The sequence below is a fragment of the Cedecea sp. NFIX57 genome, assembly GCF_900177785.1.
Taxonomy (GTDB): domain Bacteria; phylum Pseudomonadota; class Gammaproteobacteria; order Enterobacterales; family Enterobacteriaceae; genus Cedecea; species Cedecea neteri_C.
Genome location: NZ_FXAS01000005.1, coordinates 25782 through 46539, shown reverse-complemented (window position 1 = coordinate 46539; position 20758 = coordinate 25782). Strand labels below are relative to the sequence as shown.

Below are 20758 nucleotides of genomic sequence, written 5' to 3'. Positions count from 1 at the left end.
CAGGACGCAATGATCAACTATTTTATGACTACTAGAGGAGTTGATTACGCAAGAGCCAAGGATTATACCGAGTTGAAAAAGGGAGCTGAGGACTTTTTAGCTTCAGTGACTCCACTTGTTGGTGCTGCAGCAGGGAAACAACTTAGCAAGATTGTTGATGCAAATCTTAAGGTTGTTGCAAAAGGTAATGTTGATGGGGTTAGATTTTCTGATACCAATCAGGGGGCCAGACCTTCACAACTGGCTGATTTTAATAAACCGACTCTTATCAACGATGTAGTACAGGCTAAGATAGCTAAAGATCCTAGTAAAAATCTACCTAATGGAAATATGGGAACAGCTCACGCGGAAGTGGGAGTAATCCAACAAGCTTATGATAAAGGGATGACTAACGGCAAAGATATGCTTATGTCTGTGAAGGGGGAACCTGTTTGTTCATATTGTCTCAGCGATATAAAAGCAATGGCTGATAGAGCAGGGCTTAAGTCTCTAACAATTTTTGAAGAGGGTACGGGTAGAACTTTGTACTGGGAAGCTGGTGCGAAAAAATTCCGTATCAAAGGAGCTAAAGATGAGTAAGTTGCAGATCTCATGGTCAAGTCTGCAAAAAAGTGGCATTAAAGCACTTGATTGTTGGGGTGAAATAAAAAACGTATTAAATAATATAATGTTGTCCAATGGTTGTGTTACATTGGATAAATTAGATGACGACGGTTATTTAATTTCGGAAATTCAAGTAAGAATGGATGGGGGGGTATATTTGGTTACATTTTTGAATGAAGATGATGAGGTTATGACTCTCTCTGATTTAACGCAGCCAGATGAAAAAGTTCTAATTTCCGGAGACTATTGGTCAATCAGGCAGACGACAAAAGACTTTGATCTTGTCGTTAGGATATTTAAAGAGTTTTTTGATACTGGAAATGTATCAACGGATATTTTGAATTAACACAAATTGTAGTGGCTGAGGGCAGTTTGGATGTTGAGGATAGCTATCTGAATGAGAAAGAAGATCGCTAGCTTGACAAAGAAATACACGACTGCACAGCCTCTGGTGGTGATAGTAATAAGGTTATCGGGAAATATATCAGTATAAGTAATAAAAACAATTAATTGGTTGAATCGTATGCTAGTTGCGGGACTGAGGAGTGGTTAGTATCAGGTCGCCAGATATTACTTTACTTTTTTTATTTTATCGTGCCGAGGGACATATGATGCGTAAGGATGAATATAAAATACTGTAAACACAATTATGAACGGGCTAATGCCATTTATAATAATGATGAGATGTCCTGAAACATTGATTGTAATTAATATAGATAATGCTACAATTTTTCTACATTACACAGAAGAGTTTTTTAGCTAACCAACAGATGTTGATTGCTATTTTTTATTTACCTTAAGGATTGAGTCAATGAAGTATAAGAGTGTTTATTTAGTGCCATTCTTAGCGATTTTATTATCTGGATGTCAGCTTGATATGAAGCGCTCGGTTGAGGACTATAGCGGAAGTGATTCAGCAAAAATAAGAGTTCTGGATGAGGGGAAGCTCAGTCTGGTTTTTTATGAGAAAAATGGTGATTGCTATGAAGAGACCGAAACCAGAAAGTTAACCTCAGCCTTTCATTTGTCGTTGTTGAGTACTGCTGATTACAGTACCGGTTCCGATAAAAAAATCAATATGCAAACCCCGAGTAGCTTTGGAAATAAAAAAGTGAAAGAGTATGTAATAAAAGCAGATCAACCTTTAGCAATCATGAGCACCAATACTCGTTCTGATTCTTATGGGAATAATATTGTTAATACCCGTAGTATCTCTTTTATACCGGAGAAAAATCATGAGTATGAGATTTATGCTGAAGCTCCGGAATACATAGGAAGTGCTGGAAATATAGTCATCAGTGATTTAACTACACATGAAAGTGGCAAAGAGTGGAAAGTCAAAGAGTGTAGGAAAAAATAGCAGTTCTGATAAATAAACTCCCGTCACCAACGGTAAAATCCCGGCCATCAAGCCGGGATTTTCATATTAAACCTCAGCCCTTGCCCCGCTTCAGGCTGTCATAGCGGGGAGACTCCCGTCTGATGACCGGGATATCGCCGGTATCGTTCAGTGCCCCTGGAAAATCCTTGATCCACTGGTTCATCTTCTTCTTGTTGAAATGCGTGACGCTCAACCCTTCGGCACAGCCCCACAGCTCGCGGCTGTTCTGGGTGGTGATCACAATACAGTCGGGCATCACTCTGATTTTTATCGGCATCCCAGGCGTAAAGCCCGCCTGTGAAATCCATGCACCCTGGAGCGGCAGATAGTCATACCGCACCCGGTCATAGAACTCAGCACGGGAAAGCGGGGCTTCCGGCAAACCTTTATCTGATTTATTGCGCACCGAATCGCAAACTTCAGCCTTAGTTTCAGGTTTGTTTGAATTCGTTTTGGAAATAGATACTTCTGGCTTAAAATCTTTCGCAGCCATATTCAACTCCGTATTAGTTGCCTGTGGTTAGCGGCATAAAGGTGGTGGTACACCTCTATGTCGCGTTATTTAATCATTTATGCTTCGGGGAATCTTACTCACCTCTGACGTTAAAACCTTACCTGCCGGAACATTATACCTTGCTGGACAAAAATACAGTGCTTAAAAATCTGCTAATGTAGAAAACTGCGACGCGGCCTTTAAAATAAAACCGCGGAATGCAACAATTACATTATCGATAACAATCACCTTTATTTATTCTCTTCCCGCCAGCGCCGCCAGTTTTCCTTCAGCGCCTCTGCCGCTAACGGTATTTTCTCCTCCAGCACGGCTACCTCCTCAATACGATCGGCGCGGAAGTGGCGAAAGTCGCTTCGGGTTTCGCACCAGGCAATCAGCAGGCAGTGCTCAAGGTCATAGCCCAGCACAACCGGCCAGACCACCCTTACAGACATTTCATCCTTGACTGCCCGGTAGCGGAGCCGCAACTTTTTACCTTGCCGAATGGCGGCTCTGATGAGGCGGGTATCCGGCTGCTGAGCTGGCACGATATCCGGCCTGATCGCCACCGCTGAACTTGTGACAGTCCGCGCCAGCCTGTCCGGCAGGGCAGAAAGAATTTTCGTCAGCGCATCCTGGGCGTTGTTGGCGAGCGTCGCGTCCGGCAGTCTGCTGACAAACTCCGCGCCTAACAGCAGGGCTTCCAGTTCATCGGGCGTAAACATCAGGGCGGGCATGTCGTAGTCCGCGCTGAGGGTATACCCGCTCCCGGCTTCTCCCTCCACCGGCACACGCTGCCCGGCCAGGTCGGCAATATCCCGGTAAACCGTGCGTTTTGATACCTCCAGCTCTTCGGCCAGGCGTGCGGCGGTGACAGGGCGAGAGGCGCGCCTGAGGATTTGGATCAGCTGAAATAATCTGTCTGCTCGCCGCATTTTTATATCCTGTTGCCACCACGCTGGCAGCATGCCTGGGGGATGATGCCTTCAGGGCCGCGTCGTTCGCCGCCCATAAGGAGATCATCAATGAAATTTGTGTCTGTCCGTCTGATTGCGCAAAACATGCAGCAAATGGTGCCGTTTTATGAACAGGTGACCGGCGCTCGAGCCGACTGGCTGGCCCCGGTTTTCGCCGAAATTATCACGCCGGTGGGGGTTATCGCCATAGGGAGCGCGGAAACCGTCCCGCTCTTTAAAGCGGGAAGCGCGGAGCCTGCCAGCAACCGCTCGGTCATTTTGGAATTTAGGGTGGAAGATGTGGACGTGGAGTTTGCGCGTTTAAACGGCTATGTCGAGATGGTACACGAGCCCAAAGAGATGCCGTGGGGCAACCGTACCATGCAATTTCGTGACCCGGAAGGCACGCTGATTTCACTGTACACGCCAGTGACTGAGGCGGCGAAAAAGCGGTTCGCGCGCTAAATACAGGCGCGCTTTTTAGCGTTCAGGCGCTCATCCACTGGCGCAGTTTCTCCAGCATCGCCATACATTTTTGCAGCTGCTCTTCGGCAACAAACTCATCGGGCTTATGCCCCTGTTCCATACTGCCGGGGCCACAAATCAGCGTGGTTATCCCGGCTTCGTCAAAAAGTCCGCCCTCGGTGCCAAACGCCACGGTGCTGTAGTCAGCGCTGCCGCACCACTGCGCCAGCCATCCGGCAAATTCAGACTGCGCGTCCGTCAGCAGGCCGGGGTAGTGGCTCAGAGGAGTAAACCGGATAGCGCTTGCCGGGGAAACACTTTGCATGGCGGGCACCAGGTTTTGCTGCGCATAGCCTTGAATGTCGGCGATCGCCGCCGTGGCTTCGACGCCCGGCAGGTAGCGGATTTCAAAATCAAACTGGCATTCCTGCGGCACAATGTTCAGCGCGCTGCCGCCGTGAATGGTGCCAACCTGGAGCGTGCTGAACGGGGGATCAAAGCGGGCATCCGTTTTTTGGGTCAGCGCCTCGCGAACTTCTCCCAGTTTGCCGATAAGCCGGGCGGCATATTCAATGGCGTTCACGCCTTGTGGCGCATAGGCAGAGTGGCAGGCGTGGCCGTGTACCTCGCAGCGCATGGCGATTTTGCCTTTGTGCCCGTAAACCGGGCGCATTTCGGTTGGCTCCCCGACAATGCAAAGCGCGGGTTTCTCTTTGGAAGCACGGAGGTGCTCCACCAGGCTGCGCACGCCGAGGCAGCCGACTTCTTCGTCGTAGGAGAAGGCGAAGTGCAGCGGCATTCTCAGCGGCTGGGCAAGAAACGCCGGGACGGCGGCCAGCACGCAGGCGATAAAACCCTTCATGTCTGCCGCGCCGCGCCCGTAGTAGCGGCCCTCCCGGTAAGTCATCTCGAAAGGAGGGACGCTCCACTGTTGCCCGTCCACCGGCACCACGTCGGTATGGCCGGAGAGCATCACGCCGCCGCCACCTGCCGGGCCAAGCGTCGCATAAAGATTGGCTTTACGCCCGTCTGCGCTGTGAAACAGCTCCGCGTTAATACCCCATTCGGCGAGATAATCATGAATATCCTGGATCAGCGCCAGGTTGGACTCCCGGCTGGTGGTGTCCCGCGCCAGCAGTTTTTGCAATAAAGGAATCAGGTGTTTATTCATCGCCTGGTACGCCGTAGCTGGGGGCTTCGCGCGGATCGAGCGCACGGATCAGGTAATCCTGCATTTGTGGTTTATAGGCCAGCCAGAGCGAATGCAGTGCGGCAATCGGGTTTTCGTCCGCCCAGTCCACGCGCAGGTCGACAACCGGCCAGGCGACGGTGTCCACCACCTTTAACGCCGCCGAGTGTACCGGCCCGGCTTCGCCCCCTTTTTCCAGCGCCGTTTCAAGGGCGGCCATCAGCCTGTCCGCCAGCGGGCCGGGGCTTTGTTCGAAGCGTTCGACCATGGCGTTAATCACTGACTTATCGGCCAGCATATTGCCCGCCGCCACGCAGTTATCTCCTTCTACGGCGTGGTAAATGCCCAGTGAATTAATGCCGCTGTGGCAGGCGGTTTTACCGTTACTGTCTATGACCGTCACCTGCCGGTAGTCGCCGTGCAGATGTTCACTGGCGACCAGCTTTAGCGCCTCCTGCGGCGCAACACCTTCGCCCAGCTTCGACAGCACCATCGGCCCCAGCGCGGGCAGCGTTATATTCTGGCTCGACACCGCGCCGACGTTCGGCACCAGCCACGGGCAGCGAGCGCCGACCGCGATGCTGGACGAGCTAATGGCGATGCCAAGCTGGCCGGTCTCCCGGCAGCGTGCGGCGATGGAAAAGGTCATTTTTCCCCCTGAGTCTCGTCCGGGATCACTGCGATAACGTCGATTTCCATCAGCCACTGCGGCTGGCCGAGGGCGGAAACCACCAGCCCGGTGGAAATGGGAAAGACGCCTCTCAGCCATTTGCCGACTTCCTGATACACCGGCTCGCGGTAGCGCGGGTCGATAATATAAGTTGTGGTTTTTACGATATGGGAAAGGTCGCTCCCGGCTTCTTCCAGCAACTGTTTAACGTTTTTCATCGCCTGCTCAGCCTGCGCCTGCGGGTCGCCCAGCCCAATCAAATTCCCTTCAAAATCCGTCCCGACCTGCCCGCGGACATAGACGGTGTTTCCGGCTCGCACCGCCTGGCAGAGATCGTTGTTCAGCGACTGGTTAGGGTAAGTCTCTTTGGTGTTAAACATGCGAATACGGGTATGCGTTGGCATCGGTTAATTCCTTGTTGGCTGAAGGTTAGCGCTGGGAAGCGTCGAGGTAGCGGCTGTACTTGCGCTGGGTTTCAATGTGGTCGGCAATGTATTTCGCGTCATGCCACACGCCCCAGATAAATGTCGAACCCCGGCGGGAAAGCCACGGCAGGCCGAGGAAATAGACGCCTGGCTCGCTGGAAACGCCGCGCTGATGACGCGGTTTGCCCTGAGCATCAAAGGCATCCACGTTGAGCCAGCCGTAGTCCGGGGCGTATCCGGTTGCCCAGATAATCGACGTGATGCCCGCTTCGGCCAGGTTCAATTCCAGCGTGGGCTGGGTGACGCACAGCGGATCGGCCGGGAAGACACGGGCCTGCGGCTCTTCGGGCAGATCTATCCCATTACGGGCAATCCACGCATCGGCGGCGTCCAGCAGGGCCAGGTAGCTTTCGTCGCCCTGGCGGATGTTGTGCGCCAGGTTATCTTCAAAAAAGACTTTCCCGTCGGTAAAGCGTTGGGTCAGGCCGACGAGGTGAATGCCCTGGTGCGCGAGGGCCCGGAAATCAACGGTGTGGCCGCCGCGTGCGCCGCTCACTGCAATGGTGACGTGTTCTTTGCCGGGTTGATTGGCCGCCGCATCCCACAGCCCAAGCACCCCCAGCCACCAGCAGAAGTCCCGGTTGCGGTAGGCGCGGGGAGGGCGGTCGTGGGCACCCACGGACAGGTAAACCTGCTTGCCTGCGCGCTGTAGCTCATCGGCGATTTGCACCCCGGAAGAGCCTGCGCCCACCACAAGCACCGCACCAGTCGGAAGCTGAGCCGGGTTTTTGTAGGCGGCGGAATGAATCTGATGCAGCCCGTCATCTGCCGGAGCAATGGCCGGGACGATCGGGCGCTGGAAAGGCCCGGTGGCCGCTACGATATGCTTGGCTTCAACAATGCCGTCGCTGGTTTCCACCGTGAAACCCGGCCTGCCGTGATGGCGCGTCACGCTTTTCACTTCCACGCCCGTTTTTACCGGTGCTTCAAATTTCCGGGCGTAGTTTTCGAAGTAGCTCGCCACCTCATCTTTGGGGATAAAACTGTCCGGGTCGGCGGCGTCAAACTCAAGGCCAGGAAAACGGTCGTGCCAGGCCGGGCCGTTGGCGACCAGTGAATCCCAGCGGCCGCTGCGCCAGGCTTCGGCAATGCGATTTTTCTCCAGCACCAGATGGGGAATGCCGAGGCGCGTCAGGTGCTCGCTCATGGCGATCCCGGCCTGGCCGGCACCAATCACAAGGGTATCTGTCAGTGTTTTTATTTCGGTCATGTCTGTTTCCTTGGTGCTCGGGAAATAAGATTCAGCGCAGCTTCGCTATGGCACAAGGTTATTAAGCGGCAGACATTCCGTAAAATATTATAAATCTAGGGATAAGGTATAAATAAAGTAGCCTCAATCTGGAGGCTATGAATTTTCTGTATTTTAATACGGTGAAACACCTCTTTTTAATTTTCGGCCAGGGTTTCCGGCATCAGCTCAAAAGTGCGGCAGTAATCCATAAATAAGCGCGTCGGCCGGGTTGGCTCGTTATTGCGTAAATAAGCCATCACCAGCGTGGAGGCCGCCATATCATCAATGATTTCCACTTGCTTAACGCGCTGGCCGTCATAGGTTATGTCGGTGCAGGGGCGGGTGACCAGCACCGAAAAACCCATGCCCTGGCCGACCATGCAGCGCACCATTTCAATCGACGGCGAACTGTAGGCCACTTCCGGGTGCAGCCCTTTGTCGGTGAAAATGTTCATGAAGTAGCTTTTGCTGGGAATGACGTCCAGCAGGATCATCGGTTCACGGCTGAGTTCTTTGAGCGTCACGGTGGTTTTTTTCGCCAGCGGATGGTCTGCAGGCAGCAGAGCGTAAGGCTTCTGCGGGGCGTTCAGTTTTTCGGTGTGCAGCGTGCTCTCTAACTCCAGGTTGTACATAAACGCCAGGTCGAAGCGCCCGCGGTGCAGCCCGTGGGTCAGCTCGTTTTGCTCCCCGTCGTACAGCCGGATGGTAATGTCAGGGTAAAGCTTGCGAAACCCGGCGATAAGGCGAGGCAGATAAAGCGGGGCCGCGGACTCGAAGCAGCCGATGGCGATAGTGCCGGAAACCAGGTCGTTATCCGCTTTGGCATTTTGCTCAAACTGGTATGAAAGCCGCAGCAGCTCGCGGGCTTTTTCATAAAACCGCAGCCCGCCGGGCGTGAGCGAAACCCCTTGCGCGTGGTGGCGAATAAAAAACTGCTGCTCAAAGGTGTCTTCCAGGTTTTTGATGGCAATGGAAACGGAAGGCTGGGCGATATGCAGCTGCCTTGAGGCTTCGGCGATGCTCTGCGCCTCCACGACGGTGACAAAGTACTTGAGCTGCTTGAGCGTGAAATGTGTCATGGCGCTAACCCCGCTTTTTTATTGTCAATGCAGCCTCGAAGAGAGTTTCAGGCTATTCAGTCAATCTGCAGCAAGGCCCATGCCAGGTGTTACCTCGGTAGACGCAAACGATAAAAATCATGCCCTGAAAAAATATTTTTATTTTTATTAACTAGGAATCATCCCCAAAAAGTGGCAGAGGGAAAATAATCTGCACTTTTTTGGTGCGGGTAAATATTTTGAGCCACTATTATCTGCCTGAAATATGTCTTTATTGGCTTTTCTTCGGGGGATTAATACCTTGTGCTGCGCTGGTGCAAAAAAATAACTATTGCATTAAAACAATTTTTTATAGAGGTAAGGCATATTTTTCGTCCTTTATCCCGACGCGCTTCTCCTGCAGCATGGCCCCATCGCAAACGCTCATCGAGTGATTATCGTCCTGGCGAATATATTGCAAGGCATTCCCCGGCGCGAAAATCATACGTTGTTTAAGGCGCCGCCGTTTTGGCATCCATAAAAATGATTAACCACCTGCACTGGAGTCATCGCATGTTTACATCCTCACACAGCAAGGCGTTATTTTCCTGCATGGCGGCGGCGCTGCCTTTACTGCTCAGCGGCGGGGCTCAGGCGGCCGTGATGACCCCCGGGCAGCTTACGGTGGGCAGTGACATTACCTTCCCGCCTTACGAATACCTCGACGGCAAAACCCCGGCGGGCTTCGATATTGAATTTATCAACGGTGTGGCCGAAGCGATGAAGCTGAAGCCCAATTACGTGGATACCCGTTTCACCAGCCTGATCCCCGGCCTGCAGGCGAAGCGCTTCGAGCTGATTGCCTCCGCGCTGTTTATCACCCCGGAGCGCCAGAAAGTGATCGACATGGTGCCGTACCTGAAAACCGGTGAGTCGCTGCTGACACTGAGCAACGCCAGCTTCAAGCCAACCAAGCCAGAAGAGCTTTGCGGGCATAAAGTCGGGTCGATGCAGGGCACTTACTGGCTGGAAAAACTGCACACGCTGTCGGCGGATTACTGCGTGAAGCAGGGGCTGAAGCCGATTACGGTCAGCGAATTCTCCACCGACCCACAAACCACGCAGGCGCTGCTTTCCCACGCGGTTGAAGTGCAGATGACCGACGCCGCTGTAGCCAGCCAGGTGGTGGACAAAATGAAAGGGCGGCTGACGGTAACCTCGGCCGAACTGCTGTACCCGGTGCTGGTGGGGCTTGGCGTGAGTAAAACCAACCCTGAATTGAAAAAAGCGCTGAACGACGGCATTGCGGCCTTTAAAGCGAGCGGCAAATACTCGGCCTTAGTGAAAAAGTATCACCTGGCGGAGCCGTCCGAAGCCGAAATTCAGGCCAGCAGTTTGTAATTTTCATCGCCGGGGAGTGCGGATATGTCTTTTGACTGGAACTATTTATTCAGCCTGTTTAGCAACGCTGATTTTTGGCTGGCAACCTGGACCGTGATTAAGCTGAGCCTGCTGAGCTGGGTCATCAGCATTGGGTTGGGCTTTCTGCTGGCGCTGGGCAAACAGGCGGCCTCTCCCTGGCTCTCTTTACCGGCGCGGGCCTATATCTGGCTGTTTCGCAGCCTGCCGCTGCTGGTGCTGCTGATTTTTGTCTACAACTTGCCTCAGGCGCTGCCCGGCAGCTCGGCTTTGTTAAGCGACCCGTTCTGGGCCGGGCTTATCGCGCTGGTGCTGAGTGAAACGGCCTACATTGCCGAGATTCACCGTGGTGGCCTGCTGGCTATTCCTCGCGGGCAGCGTGAGGCCGCCCATGCCCTGGGGCTGCGCTATGCGGGCATTCAGTGGCTGGTTATCGTGCCGCAGGCGCTGCGGGTGGCGCTGCCGTCACTGGCGAACGAATACATCTCCATTGTGAAACTTAGCTCGCTGGTGTCGGTGATTTCGCTGACCGAGATCCTGATGGTTGGGCAGCGGCTTTACTCGCAAAACTTCCTGGTGATGGAGACCATGGCGGCGGTGGCTTTCTATTATGTTTTCATCGTCACGGTGTTTGATTTCCTGTTGAAGCTGCTGGAAAAAAGGCTGGATGTCACCCAGCGTAAAACTGCCCGCCTGCCGGAAGCCGAACTGGAAGCGATGGCCGCGCAGGAAAGCGGGCTGGTTGCTCGCCCGGCACTGGCAGTGAATGTTCCCGCGCTGCAGGCTCGCAAGCTGCACAAGGCCTATAACAACGTGGAGGTGCTTGGCGCGGTGAACCTGGACATCAAGCCCGGTGAAGTTGTGTCGGTTATTGGCCCGTCGGGCTCAGGCAAAACCACGCTGATTCGTCTGCTGAACGGCCTCGAGCAGTTGGATAACGGCGAGATCCTGATCAACGGCCAGCCGTTTATTCGCCTTGAAAAACACGGGGCCCAGAAGCCGCAGTATGTTGAAAACGCCGCGCACCGGCTGAACATCGGTATGGTGTTCCAGGGCTTTAACCTGTTCCCGCACTTAACGGTGATGAAGAACCTGATGCTGGCCCCGCACTACCATCGCCTGGCGACGGATGCAGAGCTGAAGCGCGAGGCTTGCGTGTTGCTGCGCAAAGTCGGCATGCTGGAGCACGCCCACAAATACCCGCACCAGCTTTCCGGCGGGCAGCAACAAAGGGTGGCGATTGCCCGGGCTTTAATGATGCGTCCGCAAATCATGCTGTTCGATGAGCCTACCTCGGCGCTGGATCCTGAAAAGGTGAATGAGGTGCTGCAGGTGATTGAGAACCTGGCGGAAGAGGGCATTACGATGGTGATCGTTACCCACGAGATGAACTTCGCGTTCAGCGTGTCGGACAGAATTGTGTTTATGGAAAAAGGGCGCGTCGTCTGCGATGACTCTCCTCAGGCTTTGCGCAGCGGAGAGAACCCGCGCATTACCGAATTCCTGAAAGACGTAAACTTGGCACCCGTCGCGGCCTAAAAAAAACGGGCTGCTGTAACATTAGCCTGCCGCAGCCCGGGTGGATTAAATCTCTATTACCTTCACGCCGGAACTGCGCGCCATTCGTACGCACTCCGCCGTGTCTTCTCCCCCTGGGAAAGCCAGCAGCACGTCGGGGCGGCTGTCCTCCAGCATAAACAGATTGCGGCGGGTCTCCGCATATTTGCCGTGCAGCGCCCAGTTGGCCGGGTAGCGAATAACGTGTACGTCGGTGCCGCGAGCCCAGGTTTCAATGGCCCCGCCGAGCGACTGATGCCCCCCGTGGATCAGCACATTCATTGTCTGCGTGCTGGCATATAAATCCAGCACGCGGGTGAGGGTGTGGGTGTCGGCATAAAACCGACCTGCGCAGATTAAAACTCTCACTTTTCTGTACCTTAACGTTGCTTTCCTTGAAAAGATGCTTCGTCCACCTTGCGGCGGTTATTGTTTTTTAAGCGTCCGGCGGCGTTTCGATAAAGCGCAGCGACTTATCGCCCAGACGGTCGATCACCGGGTAGGCCACGGCCGCGATGTGGTGATGCACGCGGCGGTAGTCCCGCAGCACTCGCTGGAAAATGTCGCCGGATTCCGCCCAGGCATTTTTGTCCTCTCGCAGTTTTTTGAAGTGCTCGCGGCTGGCGGAAGCCTCGAGCTGACGAATGGTTTCTTTGCGCTGCACCAGCTGATGGGCCGCGGATAAATCTTCACGCATAAACGCGGCGATGCCGAGGCGCAGGCTGGTGAGGATCTCCGCGTGTAGCAGGCGAATATTGTGCAACTCAAAGTCATTAAACAGTTCGCCCCGGCGCGCCCGGCGTGTTGCCAACTGGGTCAGGTTGCTGGAAAGAATGTCCCCCGCGTGCTCGAAGTTGATGATGAACATCAGGATTTCCTGGGCGCGATCGGCATCCGCGTCATTCAGCCCGTCGTGGCTGATATCGGCCAGGTAAGCACGCACCGCAGCGCTGAGCAGATCCACCGACTGATCGAGCTGCCGAATTTCATCGGCGGCCTGCTTTTCCTGGGTGACAAACAGCACCAGCAGCCGGTCCAGCATGATGGTTAGCATGTCGGCGGCGCGCAGCGATTCGCGGACTGAGTTGGACAGGCCGATGTAAGCCACTTCGAGGCCGGCATCGTCCAGATACATCGGCATCCCAGGGTCGCCCACGCGCTCTTCTTCCGGGAAAAGACGCTCCAGGAAACGAGCCATCGGCGCGGTCAGGCCAATAAACAGCAGCGCGAGTACGGCACTAAACGCGGTGTGGAACCACACCACCAGCTGCGGCGTGCTCAGCCCGGACTTCTGCGCGAGATCCGTCAGCAGCGGGAGCAGTAACAGCGCCAGCGCGCAGCCGGCCAGGCGAACAATCAGGTTGCCCACGGGCAGGCGACGAGCCACGGCGGAGCCCGCGTTGAGTACCGGCGGCAGCGCCCCGCCAATATTGGCCCCCATCACCAGGATCAGCGCTGTTTCTGCCCCCATCGCGCCGGTGGCTGCGAGGGAAGCAATCAGCAAAATAATCGCCACGCTGGAGTGGCACAGCAGCGTCAGGATCGCGGCCACCATCAGGGCAATTAATATATCCCCCTGCAGCCCCTGCATGACGGCGTGAAACACCGGGGTGACTTCGATTTCCGCCAGCGTGCCGCTCAGTAAATGCAGGGCAAGCAGCATCAAACCGAGGCCAATCAGGGCGCAGCCCACGCTCTCAAAGTTGGAATGGTCGCGCAGCTTAAAGACCACAAACCCGGCCAACAGCAGCAGCGGGATGGCCATTTCCATATTGAAGCTCATCAGCTGCACCACCAGCGTGGAGCCGATGTTAGCGCCGAGCATCACCGCCAGGGCAGGGGCAAGGCTCAGCGTCCCGGCGGCGGTGAACGACGTCGCCATCATGCTCACCGCGGTGCTGCTTTGCAGAACGCCGGTAATGCCGATCCCGGCGAACAGAGCCGTCCAGCGGCTGGTAAGGTGGCGTCCCATCCAGTTGCGCAGCGGCGTGCCGAAGCCGCGCTGCAGCGCAGTCGAAATCATATGGCTGCCCCAGAGCAGCAAAGCGATGGCGCCAGCCAGGTTAATTAACAGAGTAGTTCCGGACATAATCAATTCCCCCTCTTCAGGGCGGGTGGTGTAACAAAACGCAGTAACCTGATCGAAAAACGATGTATGGCGCTGGCGAGGTTCAGTAACGCTTTCGCGTGTCGATAGTTGATTTTCCCTCCGGCGAACCAGGCCAGGGCGCGGACGCGAAGGGTGCGGGTTATTTTCATTAAAAATAAGACAACCAGTGCGATGGTCTTATTTTTAATCAGGAAAATAATGGAATGTTGCTTTTCCATGATGCTTTCCGCTTGTGTTACTTGCCTGAAAGGTGCCGCCGAAGCGGCACCGAATTACCTTACTTAACGCAGCATTAGTGCCACTGCTTGAAGCGACGCATGTAGAACGTTTTCATGCCCTGAGCCACGCAGCAGTAGGCGAGCAGGGTCGCCACCAGCCACGGGAAGTACTGCCACGGCAGCGCCTGCAGCCCAACCAACGGCCCGAGCGGAGAGAACGGGACGTAAATCCCAATCGCCATAACCAGCCCGGTCATCATCATCACCGGCCAGGCGGCGGTGCTCTGAATGAACGGAATTTTCTGGGTACGCAGCATGTGTACCACCAGCGTCTGCGACAGCAGGCCTTCAACGAACCAGCCGGACTGGAACAGGGTCTGCATGTGCTCGCTGTTGGCGCTGAACACAAACCACATCAGCGCGAAGGTGGTCATGTCAAAAATGGACGACGTCGGGCCAATCCAGACCATGAAGCGGCCAATGTTTTTGGCATCCCACTTGCGCGGCTTGCTCAGGAACTCTTTGTCCGTTTTGTCCCACGGCAGCGCGAGCTGGGAGATGTCGTACATCAGGTTTTGCAGCAGCAGCTGGATCGCAAGCATCGGCAGGAATGGGATGAATGCGCTGGCGACCAGCACCGAGAACACGTTGCCGAAGTTGGAGCTGGCGGTCATGTTCAGGTACTTCATGATGTTGCCAAAGGTCTCGCGGCCTTTGATCACGCCTTCTTCCAGCACCATCAGGCTCTTTTCCAGCAGGATGATATCGGCGGATTCCTTGGCGATATCGGTGCCGCTGTCGACCGAGATACCGACGTCGGCATCACGCAGGGCAGGGGCATCGTTAATTCCGTCGCCCAGGAAGCCCACGGTATGGCCGTTGGCCTGCAGCGCTTTCAGCACGCGAGACTTCTGCAGCGGGGTCAGCTTGGCAAACACGGTGCGCTCTTCCACCAGTTGCTGAAGAGAGGCATCGCTCAGTTGCTCAATCTGCGGGCCGAGTACCGGCTCGCCCGGCTCCAGCCCGACCTGGCGGCAGATGCGGGTGGTGACGATGGCGTTATCGCCGGTCAGCACTTTCACCGCCACGCCAATGTCCATCAGGGCAGCAATTGCCGGGCCTGCGCTCTCCTTCGGTGGATCGAGGAAGGTGAGGAAACCGCGGATAATCAGGTCGTGCTCATCGTCGGTACCGTACTGTTTTTTCGCCTCGGCTTTAGGGATGTCGCGAGTGGCCACCACCAGGACGCGGAAACCATCCTTGTTGTAGTCATTGGTCATTGCCAGCATGGCGTCACGACGTTGATTATCCAGCGCGACAACCTTGCCGTTCTCTTCCATGTGGGTGGCAATGCTAAGCATCTCTTCCACGGCGCCTTTGCACACCAGCAGGTGGTTGCTCTGGCTATCCTTCACCACAATCGACAGGCGGCGGCGGACAAAATCAAACGGCATCTCGTCGACTTTGCTGTAGCCCTGCGGTTTAACGAAGTTTGGCTCATTGTCAGAGAAGTAAATGACCGCCTGATCCATCAGGTTTTTGATGCCGCTTTGGTGATAGCTGTTAAGCCAGGCCAGCCCCAGCACGGACTCGTTTTTCTGGCCGTTGGTGCCTACGTGGTGCTCGAGAATGATCTTATCCTGCGTCAGCGTCCCGGTTTTGTCGGTGCACAGCACGTCCATTGCGCCCAGGTTCTGGATGGCGTTCAGGCGCTTAACCACGACTTTACGCTTCGCCATCGCCACCGCGCCTTTGGCTAGGTTGGCGCTGACGATCATCGGCAGCATTTCCGGCGTCAGCCCCACGGCCACCGCCAGGGCAAACAGCAGGGCATCCCACCATTCGCCTTTCAGCAGGCCGTTAATCAGGAACACCACCGGCACCATCACCAGCATAAAGCGGATCAGCAGCCAACTGACGCTGTTCACACCGCGGTCGAAGGCCGTTTGCGCGCGGCTCCCGACAATCGCTTTGGCCAGCGAGCCAAAGTAAGTGCGTGGCCCGGTGGCAACCACCACAGCCTGTGCGGTGCCGCTCACCACGTTGGTGCCCATAAAGCAGATGTTCGGGATATCCAGCAGGTTTTCGCTGTCGATCGCCTTATCGTGCGCGGACTTTTGCGCCACATCGCCCAGGGTGTCGTATTTCTCAATCGGCAGCGCTTCACCGGTCAGCACGGCCTGGCTGATGAACAGATCGCGGGACTCAATCAGGCGCACGTCTGCCGGGATCATATCCCCCGCATAGAGCTGCACGATGTCGCCCACGACCAGCTCGCGCATCGGGATTTCACGCGGGGTTCCTTTTTGCCCCGCGTGTTCACGACGCACAACCGTGGCAGTGGTGCGAACCATTGCTTTTAGCGCCTCGGCAGATTTCGCCGAGCGGTGTTCCTGCCAGAAACGCACCAGGCCGCTGAGCGCCACCATGGTGCCGATGATAATCACCGTCGTCAGGTCGCCGTCTTCGCCGTGGCTGGTGGGCAGCCAGTAATCGGTAAAGAAGCTGATCCCGGCGAGAATACCGAGCACGTAGATAAACGGGTTATTAAATGCCATCAGCAGCTGAACCAGCGCGTGAGGCGGCTTGTCATGGGCAACTTCGTTCAGGCCATCCCGCTCCAGCCGGGCGCTGGCGTGGGCTTCCTGCAGCCCTTCCCGGGTGGTGTTCAGGTTGACCAGGGTTTCTGCGATGCCGTTTTTGGCTTCCTGGGCGGCACGCATAGACAGCGTGCTTTTTTTATTACGGTTCTTGGTTTGTACAGTCATGGTGGTGCTCCTGTCGCCGGACGGCAGCAGACTCTTTAGGGTAAACGCCAGATTAAGGGCGGCCGAAAATAGCCCGATGTCGTATGAACGATCGGTTTTAAATTAATTTCGCACAGGGTTTCTCGCTATTTATTTATTAAAAATAAACAGGTGAGAAATTTATATTTTCTTTTCTTGGGACGTGTTTATTCCTGCTGAAAAATATGCCAGAAAGCATCAGCGAATAAACAGGTACCAACAGTGACGTAACTCAGCGTGGCGCACGGAAGCGGACTGCGGCATAGCGCGCAGACGCACCCGACAGCGTAACGGCTGAATCAGGCTACGAAGGGTCGACTTTGTGGGTCTTCGCCATCAGAGAAGCTGCAACGACGCTCCAGCTGGCCGGTGACAGGACTGACTCGCCAGTTGGTAATGCGTTGATTCAACTCACTGATTTTCGAAGAGAAAATTGAGTTTGACTGTTTTTTACGTGCGGACAACACCCGATCGCGAGGCGGCCGGACACGCAGCGTTGATGTCACTGTTTTGACACCAGGAAAAAGGGTAGATTTGAAGTTCATAACACACCTCGGGACCGTGAAAACCCTGGTCGAGGTGGGACAACACGAGAGCATCAGGCTCCGGCGAGACACACCAAAACGAAGAAGTGATCACAATCGATTTCATGTTTACTTTCCCGAACCGCCATTAAGGCCATGTTCGGGCAGCTACTAAATTCAGTATCCATTAGTCTCTTATGTCAGGTTAGGAAAGGCCGCAACTTCGGCCCGTGAAATCTACCCATGGGCAGTACTATTGTCAACCCGCTAATGGAAATTAAATTCGTTCGTTTATATTTCAGAGAGGAAATATTGAGGGAGGGGAATAAAGGGTATTTTTTATGGTGATTTCGAGGGAGCGTATTGTCATGTTAGCACAATGAAATTCCGTTCACTTTTAGTTCTTTCTCATATGCTGACACCATTACAGTGAACGTGTCAGGTGGCATTACGCCATGCCCCCTGACAAACCCCGGCGCCCGGCGAGCTCATCGCCGCTGAAGCGGTAAACCCACCGGCTATCACCCAAACATTCGGGGTCGTTCGCGATTCGTTCCCGACGATCGCTCTCTTTCGCTGTTCCCGACAGCTCAACCCCGCCTGTTTGGGTCATAACCGGGGGCGATGAGAGCCGGGAACAAGGGCGTGACTGTAGGACTTGAAGCAACGTTAACGTTCCGAGTAGCTGCGGAATTGAAGCGAGGCAAGGTTCCGGCTTAAATCGCCTCCGTTTTCTCTCCGACTGGCCAGGGTCCGGCCGTCGGGAACGGCCGGAGGCTGAGAGCGTCGGGAACGCATCTCAGCCGACCCAGGACTGGGAGATAAAACGGAGGTCTGCCGCTTCAGCGGTCGATTTATTTCGCCGGGAGTCCGGGTTCTTAGGGGAGTGACGGTGACTCCCCTAAGACGTTCACCGGTGCGGTGGCTGTATATGAAACAAGACTAGAAGTGAACGGAATATTCGCCAGCCCGCATGAGTGCGGATATCTCTCTAGAGGCCTCACCGCGATTAAGAATTTTCCTTAAGCTAAATCAAACCCCACTGGCAAAGCCGATTTATGCCAAGCAGACTTTGATTTGAAACAAAATTTAACGCTTATAGCGGTTCGTCTAATCCGTTAGTGTGATAAAAATCACATTCAGGCGGCAGGGGAACTGCCGTCGACAACCCGTTTTTGTTTCAGTTGAAAAGTTAGGTCGAACGTTATGGATGCGAAACCAACTCGCAGCCCCGGCGGCAAAATTGCGCTGTGGCTGTTCTATGCTTTTTGTTTGTACATCGTTTGGGCGATGGTGCGTTATTTTTGGGTCGTCAGCGGGGTAACCAGCGGCGATTTAGGCACCTTCAGCGGCAAACTTCTCGGCGCGCTGATGGGGTTGCTGGTGCTTGGTTCCGTGGCGGCGGTACTGGGCTGGATAGCGTGGTATACAAGGCCGCGTGTTTATCCCGTTCGCACCAGGGAAAATCGAATGCGTTGAAACCAGATTGCCCGATGAGCCACCTGCATTTGCGTGGCTCAGGATGTATACCTTCCCGCTTTGAAACTCTTCGTTGGCCTCAGCCTATTTATTTCATTCTCTTCCCTGACATCATTTAATTTTTCGTGTGTATTTCAATGTCATTTATCCATTATAAAAAGAGGGTTTTTCGTATTTATATAACTGTGCGTAAAGTCACGTTTGTTATTTTTCGAACTGTCTACACTGCGGGAAGGTTAATGGGGGAAACTATGCGCGTTTATATTGTTCGGGTCATAACGCTTTTTCGCTTTATGTTGCTGATGCTTGGCAACAAGGCGCGCGTTTGGCTGAATAATAGCTGCTGGTTTAATAGCGTGAGTGAACTGGAAAAAGACGACGCCGTTTATTTTGATTCTCTCGATAACGCCTGTGTCGTGAACTGGTCCCGGCTATGGTGCAGCGCAGAGACTCTATATCATTCGCTTCGCTATTCACATTCTCCGTCATTAAAAAGAGGGCAAAGCGTTGCACGCCCGCACCGCCTGGCCGTTCGCAAACGCTATGAACTCTCGTTCTTGTGCCGTATTTCCAGCCTGCATCAGCTGATGATGTGTCTTCACGCCGGTGGTGATGCCGGAGACGCCGCGATGCTGGCCGTTGTTCGTCCCCAAAGCACAATGCGCTTTTCAGCCATTGTGCTTTTTTTATTGCCATTCTTCAGCCAGATAAGGAGTTGTTATGTATATCGTTTGTGTTGCCGCTTGCCCTACGGGCGTCGCCCATACCTACATGGCTGCGGAAGCGCTGGCCCTGGTTGGCCAACAGCGCGGTCATGAGGTGAAAGTCGAAACTCAGGGCAGCATGGGCGTTGAAAACGAAATTACCGCTGACGATCTTGCACGGGCCGACGCGGTTATTCTCGCCGCTGATGTGGCGATTACCGGCAAAGAACGTTTTGACGGCATGATGAAACTAGAGTGCAGCGTGGCCGATCCTATCAAGTTTGGCGAGGCCGTATTTGAGGCGATAGAGGCGGAGATAGCAAATGGCTAAATTCAGGGCAGAGGCGGGGATGTCGACCGGCAAAGAAGTCAAAAATGCCATTATGACCGGGGTGTCGTGGATGCTGCCGTTTGTCATCGCCGGGGCGGTGATCATGGGCATTGCGCGCATCGGCGCTTCGCTCTACGGCATTGATAATATCTGGGATGCCAGCCATGCCCAGGCGGCGAGCATCATTGTGCAGATGCTGCATAAATTCGACGGATTTGGCGGCCTGGCGCTGTCGCTGATGCTGCCGGTGGTCGCCGGGTATATCAGCTTTGCTATCGCCAATAAGCCAGGCCTGGCGCCGGGGATGGTGGGGGGACTATTGGCCAGCAGTCTGGGAACCGGGTTTCTTGGGGCGCTCGCCGCCGGTTTTGTCGCGGGTTATATCGTGCGGGCGCTGGCAACCTGGATCAAACTGCCTGCTGCGCTGGCCTCGGCTGGCCCTATTTTTATCCTGCCCGTTGGCGGCACGCTGCTGACCTGCATAGTGATGGCGTTTATTATCGGCGGCCCGCTGGCGGCGCTGAATCACGGGATGGAAAGCTGGCTGCTGGCGATGTCCGGGACGAACAAAATCATCCTGGCCGCCGTTGTGGGCGGAATGGTAGGTTTTGATCTGGGCGGCCCGGTGAACAAGGCGGCGGTGACCACCGCGATGGCGCTGCTAGCTTCCGGGATTTACGATCCCAACACTGCCGCACAGGTGGCAATTATCGTCCCACCGATAGGCCTCGGCGTCGCAACGCTCATCTGGGCCAAACGTTTCCCGGCTTCACTGCGTGAGGCGGGTAAGGCTTCAACGCTGATGGGCCTGATTGGCGTATCTGAAGGGGCCATTCCTTTCGCGCTGGCAAACCCCAAAATTATCATCATCAACGTGGTGGGTTCTGCCACCGGGGCCGCATTGGCCGTCGGCCTGGGTGCGGTAAACCATGCACCGATTTCGGGGTTTTACGGTTGGCTGGCGGTAGATCAATGGCCCATTTATGTGCTGTCTATTGCTGTCGGAGCGGGGATTATTGCTGTGGGGTCGTTATTAGTGTTTCGGGGTGAAACTGTCGTTGAAAATAAACCTTCGACAGCCGTGCCTAAATTTAAAGTAGGGCGCTAGTCGCCCGGTTAA

At 54.7% G+C, this 20758-nt stretch carries 20 protein-coding genes; 9 read left to right on the top strand and 11 right to left on the bottom strand.

Annotation, left to right across the window (positions count from 1 at the left end; translation table 11 throughout):
* Positions 1–9: 9 nt before the first annotated feature.
* The 3 genes from B9Y90_RS27205 (at position 10) to B9Y90_RS05305 (ending at position 1963) form a co-directional block, all read left to right on the top strand.
* Positions 10–579, top strand: coding sequence for a cytidine deaminase-like fold-containing protein (locus B9Y90_RS27205; protein WP_254902647.1), 570 nt, complete (start codon positions 10–12; stop codon positions 577–579).
* The gene (locus tag B9Y90_RS05310) at positions 572–949 is read left to right on the top strand and encodes a DUF6911 family protein (RefSeq protein WP_085540465.1); all 378 of its coding nucleotides are present in this window, start codon (positions 572–574) and stop codon (positions 947–949) included. Before B9Y90_RS27205 ends, B9Y90_RS05310 begins: the two co-directional genes overlap by 8 nt.
* A gap of 465 nt (positions 950–1414) precedes the next feature.
* Complete coding sequence (locus B9Y90_RS05305) at positions 1415–1963, top strand: hypothetical protein (RefSeq protein ID WP_085540464.1); 549 nt, start codon at positions 1415–1417, stop codon at positions 1961–1963.
* 73 nt (positions 1964–2036) lie between these two features.
* On the opposite strand, the gene B9Y90_RS05300 is transcribed toward B9Y90_RS05305, so the two are convergent.
* Positions 2037–2477 (bottom strand): SymE family type I addiction module toxin, encoded by a 441-nt coding sequence (locus B9Y90_RS05300; RefSeq protein ID WP_085540463.1) that lies wholly within the window; start codon positions 2475–2477, stop codon positions 2037–2039.
* Between the two features lie 251 nt (positions 2478–2728).
* Complete coding sequence (locus B9Y90_RS05295; protein WP_085540462.1) at positions 2729–3412, bottom strand: helix-turn-helix transcriptional regulator; 684 nt, start codon at positions 3410–3412, stop codon at positions 2729–2731.
* Positions 3413–3502: 90 nt separating this feature from the next.
* On the opposite strand from B9Y90_RS05295, the gene B9Y90_RS05290 reads away from it, so the two are divergent.
* Positions 3503–3898 (top strand): VOC family protein, encoded by a 396-nt coding sequence (locus tag B9Y90_RS05290; RefSeq protein WP_085540461.1) that lies wholly within the window; start codon positions 3503–3505, stop codon positions 3896–3898.
* Positions 3899–3920: 22 nt separating this feature from the next.
* Here B9Y90_RS05290 and argE read toward each other — a convergent pair whose 3' ends face one another.
* The 5 genes from argE to B9Y90_RS05265 all read right to left on the bottom strand — a co-directional run bounded on the left by argE (position 3921) and on the right by B9Y90_RS05265 (position 8552).
* Positions 3921–5069: an acetylornithine deacetylase gene (argE, locus tag B9Y90_RS05285; protein WP_085540460.1), complete on the bottom strand. Its 1149-nt coding sequence runs from the start codon at positions 5067–5069 to the stop codon at positions 3921–3923.
* Positions 5062–5736: a DUF1028 domain-containing protein gene (locus B9Y90_RS05280; RefSeq protein ID WP_085540459.1), complete on the bottom strand. Its 675-nt coding sequence runs from the start codon at positions 5734–5736 to the stop codon at positions 5062–5064. The genes argE and B9Y90_RS05280 overlap by 8 nt, the downstream gene beginning before the upstream one ends.
* Complete coding sequence (locus B9Y90_RS05275; protein ID WP_085540458.1) at positions 5733–6161, bottom strand: RidA family protein; 429 nt, start codon at positions 6159–6161, stop codon at positions 5733–5735. The genes B9Y90_RS05280 and B9Y90_RS05275 overlap by 4 nt, the downstream gene beginning before the upstream one ends.
* A gap of 25 nt (positions 6162–6186) precedes the next feature.
* Entirely contained in the window at positions 6187–7452 is a 1266-nt protein-coding gene (locus tag B9Y90_RS05270; RefSeq protein WP_085540457.1) for a flavin-containing monooxygenase, read from the bottom strand.
* A 176-nt stretch (positions 7453–7628) separates the two neighbouring features.
* Positions 7629–8552 (bottom strand): LysR substrate-binding domain-containing protein, encoded by a 924-nt coding sequence (locus tag B9Y90_RS05265; protein ID WP_085540456.1) that lies wholly within the window; start codon positions 8550–8552, stop codon positions 7629–7631.
* 531 nt (positions 8553–9083) lie between these two features.
* Between B9Y90_RS05265 and B9Y90_RS05260 the strand changes: the two genes are divergently transcribed.
* On the top strand, positions 9084–9911 hold the full coding sequence (locus B9Y90_RS05260) for an ABC transporter substrate-binding protein (protein WP_085540455.1): 828 nt from the start codon (positions 9084–9086) through the stop codon (positions 9909–9911).
* Positions 9912–9935: 24 nt separating this feature from the next.
* Positions 9936–11468, top strand: a complete 1533-nt coding sequence (locus B9Y90_RS05255; protein WP_085540454.1) for an amino acid ABC transporter permease/ATP-binding protein — start codon at positions 9936–9938, stop codon at positions 11466–11468.
* Positions 11469–11513: 45 nt separating this feature from the next.
* Here the strand turns inward: B9Y90_RS05255 and B9Y90_RS05250 are convergent, their stop codons facing one another.
* From B9Y90_RS05250 to mgtA, 4 genes are all read right to left on the bottom strand, one after another.
* Positions 11514–11855, bottom strand: coding sequence for a DUF2493 domain-containing protein (locus B9Y90_RS05250; protein ID WP_008458076.1), 342 nt, complete (start codon positions 11853–11855; stop codon positions 11514–11516).
* 67 nt (positions 11856–11922) lie between these two features.
* Positions 11923–13575, bottom strand: coding sequence for a Na/Pi cotransporter family protein (locus B9Y90_RS05245; protein ID WP_085540453.1), 1653 nt, complete (start codon positions 13573–13575; stop codon positions 11923–11925).
* Between the two features lie 2 nt (positions 13576–13577).
* Positions 13578–13814, bottom strand: coding sequence for a hypothetical protein (locus B9Y90_RS05240; protein ID WP_039294831.1), 237 nt, complete (start codon positions 13812–13814; stop codon positions 13578–13580).
* Positions 13815–13888: 74 nt separating this feature from the next.
* Positions 13889–16582 (bottom strand): magnesium-translocating P-type ATPase, encoded by a 2694-nt coding sequence (gene mgtA, locus B9Y90_RS05235; protein ID WP_039294828.1) that lies wholly within the window; start codon positions 16580–16582, stop codon positions 13889–13891.
* Between the two features lie 1748 nt (positions 16583–18330).
* Between mgtA and drpB the strand changes: the two genes are divergently transcribed.
* The 3 genes from drpB (at position 18331) to B9Y90_RS05210 (ending at position 20746) form a co-directional block, all read left to right on the top strand.
* On the top strand, positions 18331–18603 hold the full coding sequence (drpB, locus tag B9Y90_RS05225) for a cell division protein DrpB (RefSeq protein ID WP_085540452.1): 273 nt from the start codon (positions 18331–18333) through the stop codon (positions 18601–18603).
* Positions 18604–19323: 720 nt separating this feature from the next.
* Complete coding sequence (locus tag B9Y90_RS05215; protein ID WP_039294815.1) at positions 19324–19638, top strand: PTS fructose transporter subunit IIB; 315 nt, start codon at positions 19324–19326, stop codon at positions 19636–19638.
* Positions 19631–20746, top strand: a complete 1116-nt coding sequence (locus B9Y90_RS05210) for a PTS fructose transporter subunit IIC (RefSeq protein ID WP_085540451.1) — start codon at positions 19631–19633, stop codon at positions 20744–20746. Before B9Y90_RS05215 ends, B9Y90_RS05210 begins: the two co-directional genes overlap by 8 nt.
* Positions 20747–20758 lie beyond the last annotated feature (12 nt).

What these genes read in the sequence shown, in the direction of transcription:
- B9Y90_RS27205 (WP_254902647.1), top strand. Translation starts at nt 10, where the DNA reads ATGATCAACTATTTTATGACTACTAGAGGAGTTGATTACGCAAGAGCC.
- B9Y90_RS05310 (WP_085540465.1), top strand. Translation starts at nt 572, where the DNA reads ATGAGTAAGTTGCAGATCTCATGGTCAAGTCTGCAAAAAAGTGGCATT.
- B9Y90_RS05305 (WP_085540464.1), top strand. Translation starts at nt 1,415, where the DNA reads ATGAAGTATAAGAGTGTTTATTTAGTGCCATTCTTAGCGATTTTATTA.
- B9Y90_RS05300 (WP_085540463.1), bottom strand. Translation starts at nt 2,477, where the DNA reads ATGGCTGCGAAAGATTTTAAGCCAGAAGTATCTATTTCCAAAACGAAT.
- B9Y90_RS05295 (WP_085540462.1), bottom strand. Translation starts at nt 3,412, where the DNA reads ATGCGGCGAGCAGACAGATTATTTCAGCTGATCCAAATCCTCAGGCGC.
- B9Y90_RS05290 (WP_085540461.1), top strand. Translation starts at nt 3,503, where the DNA reads ATGAAATTTGTGTCTGTCCGTCTGATTGCGCAAAACATGCAGCAAATG.
- argE (WP_085540460.1), bottom strand. Translation starts at nt 5,069, where the DNA reads ATGAATAAACACCTGATTCCTTTATTGCAAAAACTGCTGGCGCGGGAC.
- B9Y90_RS05280 (WP_085540459.1), bottom strand. Translation starts at nt 5,736, where the DNA reads ATGACCTTTTCCATCGCCGCACGCTGCCGGGAGACCGGCCAGCTTGGC.
- B9Y90_RS05275 (WP_085540458.1), bottom strand. Translation starts at nt 6,161, where the DNA reads ATGCCAACGCATACCCGTATTCGCATGTTTAACACCAAAGAGACTTAC.
- B9Y90_RS05270 (WP_085540457.1), bottom strand. Translation starts at nt 7,452, where the DNA reads ATGACCGAAATAAAAACACTGACAGATACCCTTGTGATTGGTGCCGGC.
- B9Y90_RS05265 (WP_085540456.1), bottom strand. Translation starts at nt 8,552, where the DNA reads ATGACACATTTCACGCTCAAGCAGCTCAAGTACTTTGTCACCGTCGTG.
- B9Y90_RS05260 (WP_085540455.1), top strand. Translation starts at nt 9,084, where the DNA reads ATGTTTACATCCTCACACAGCAAGGCGTTATTTTCCTGCATGGCGGCG.
- B9Y90_RS05255 (WP_085540454.1), top strand. Translation starts at nt 9,936, where the DNA reads ATGTCTTTTGACTGGAACTATTTATTCAGCCTGTTTAGCAACGCTGAT.
- B9Y90_RS05245 (WP_085540453.1), bottom strand. Translation starts at nt 13,575, where the DNA reads ATGTCCGGAACTACTCTGTTAATTAACCTGGCTGGCGCCATCGCTTTG.
- B9Y90_RS05240 (WP_039294831.1), bottom strand. Translation starts at nt 13,814, where the DNA reads ATGGAAAAGCAACATTCCATTATTTTCCTGATTAAAAATAAGACCATC.
- mgtA (WP_039294828.1), bottom strand. Translation starts at nt 16,582, where the DNA reads ATGACTGTACAAACCAAGAACCGTAATAAAAAAAGCACGCTGTCTATG.
- drpB (WP_085540452.1), top strand. Translation starts at nt 18,331, where the DNA reads ATGGATGCGAAACCAACTCGCAGCCCCGGCGGCAAAATTGCGCTGTGG.
- B9Y90_RS05215 (WP_039294815.1), top strand. Translation starts at nt 19,324, where the DNA reads ATGTATATCGTTTGTGTTGCCGCTTGCCCTACGGGCGTCGCCCATACC.
- B9Y90_RS05210 (WP_085540451.1), top strand. Translation starts at nt 19,631, where the DNA reads ATGGCTAAATTCAGGGCAGAGGCGGGGATGTCGACCGGCAAAGAAGTC.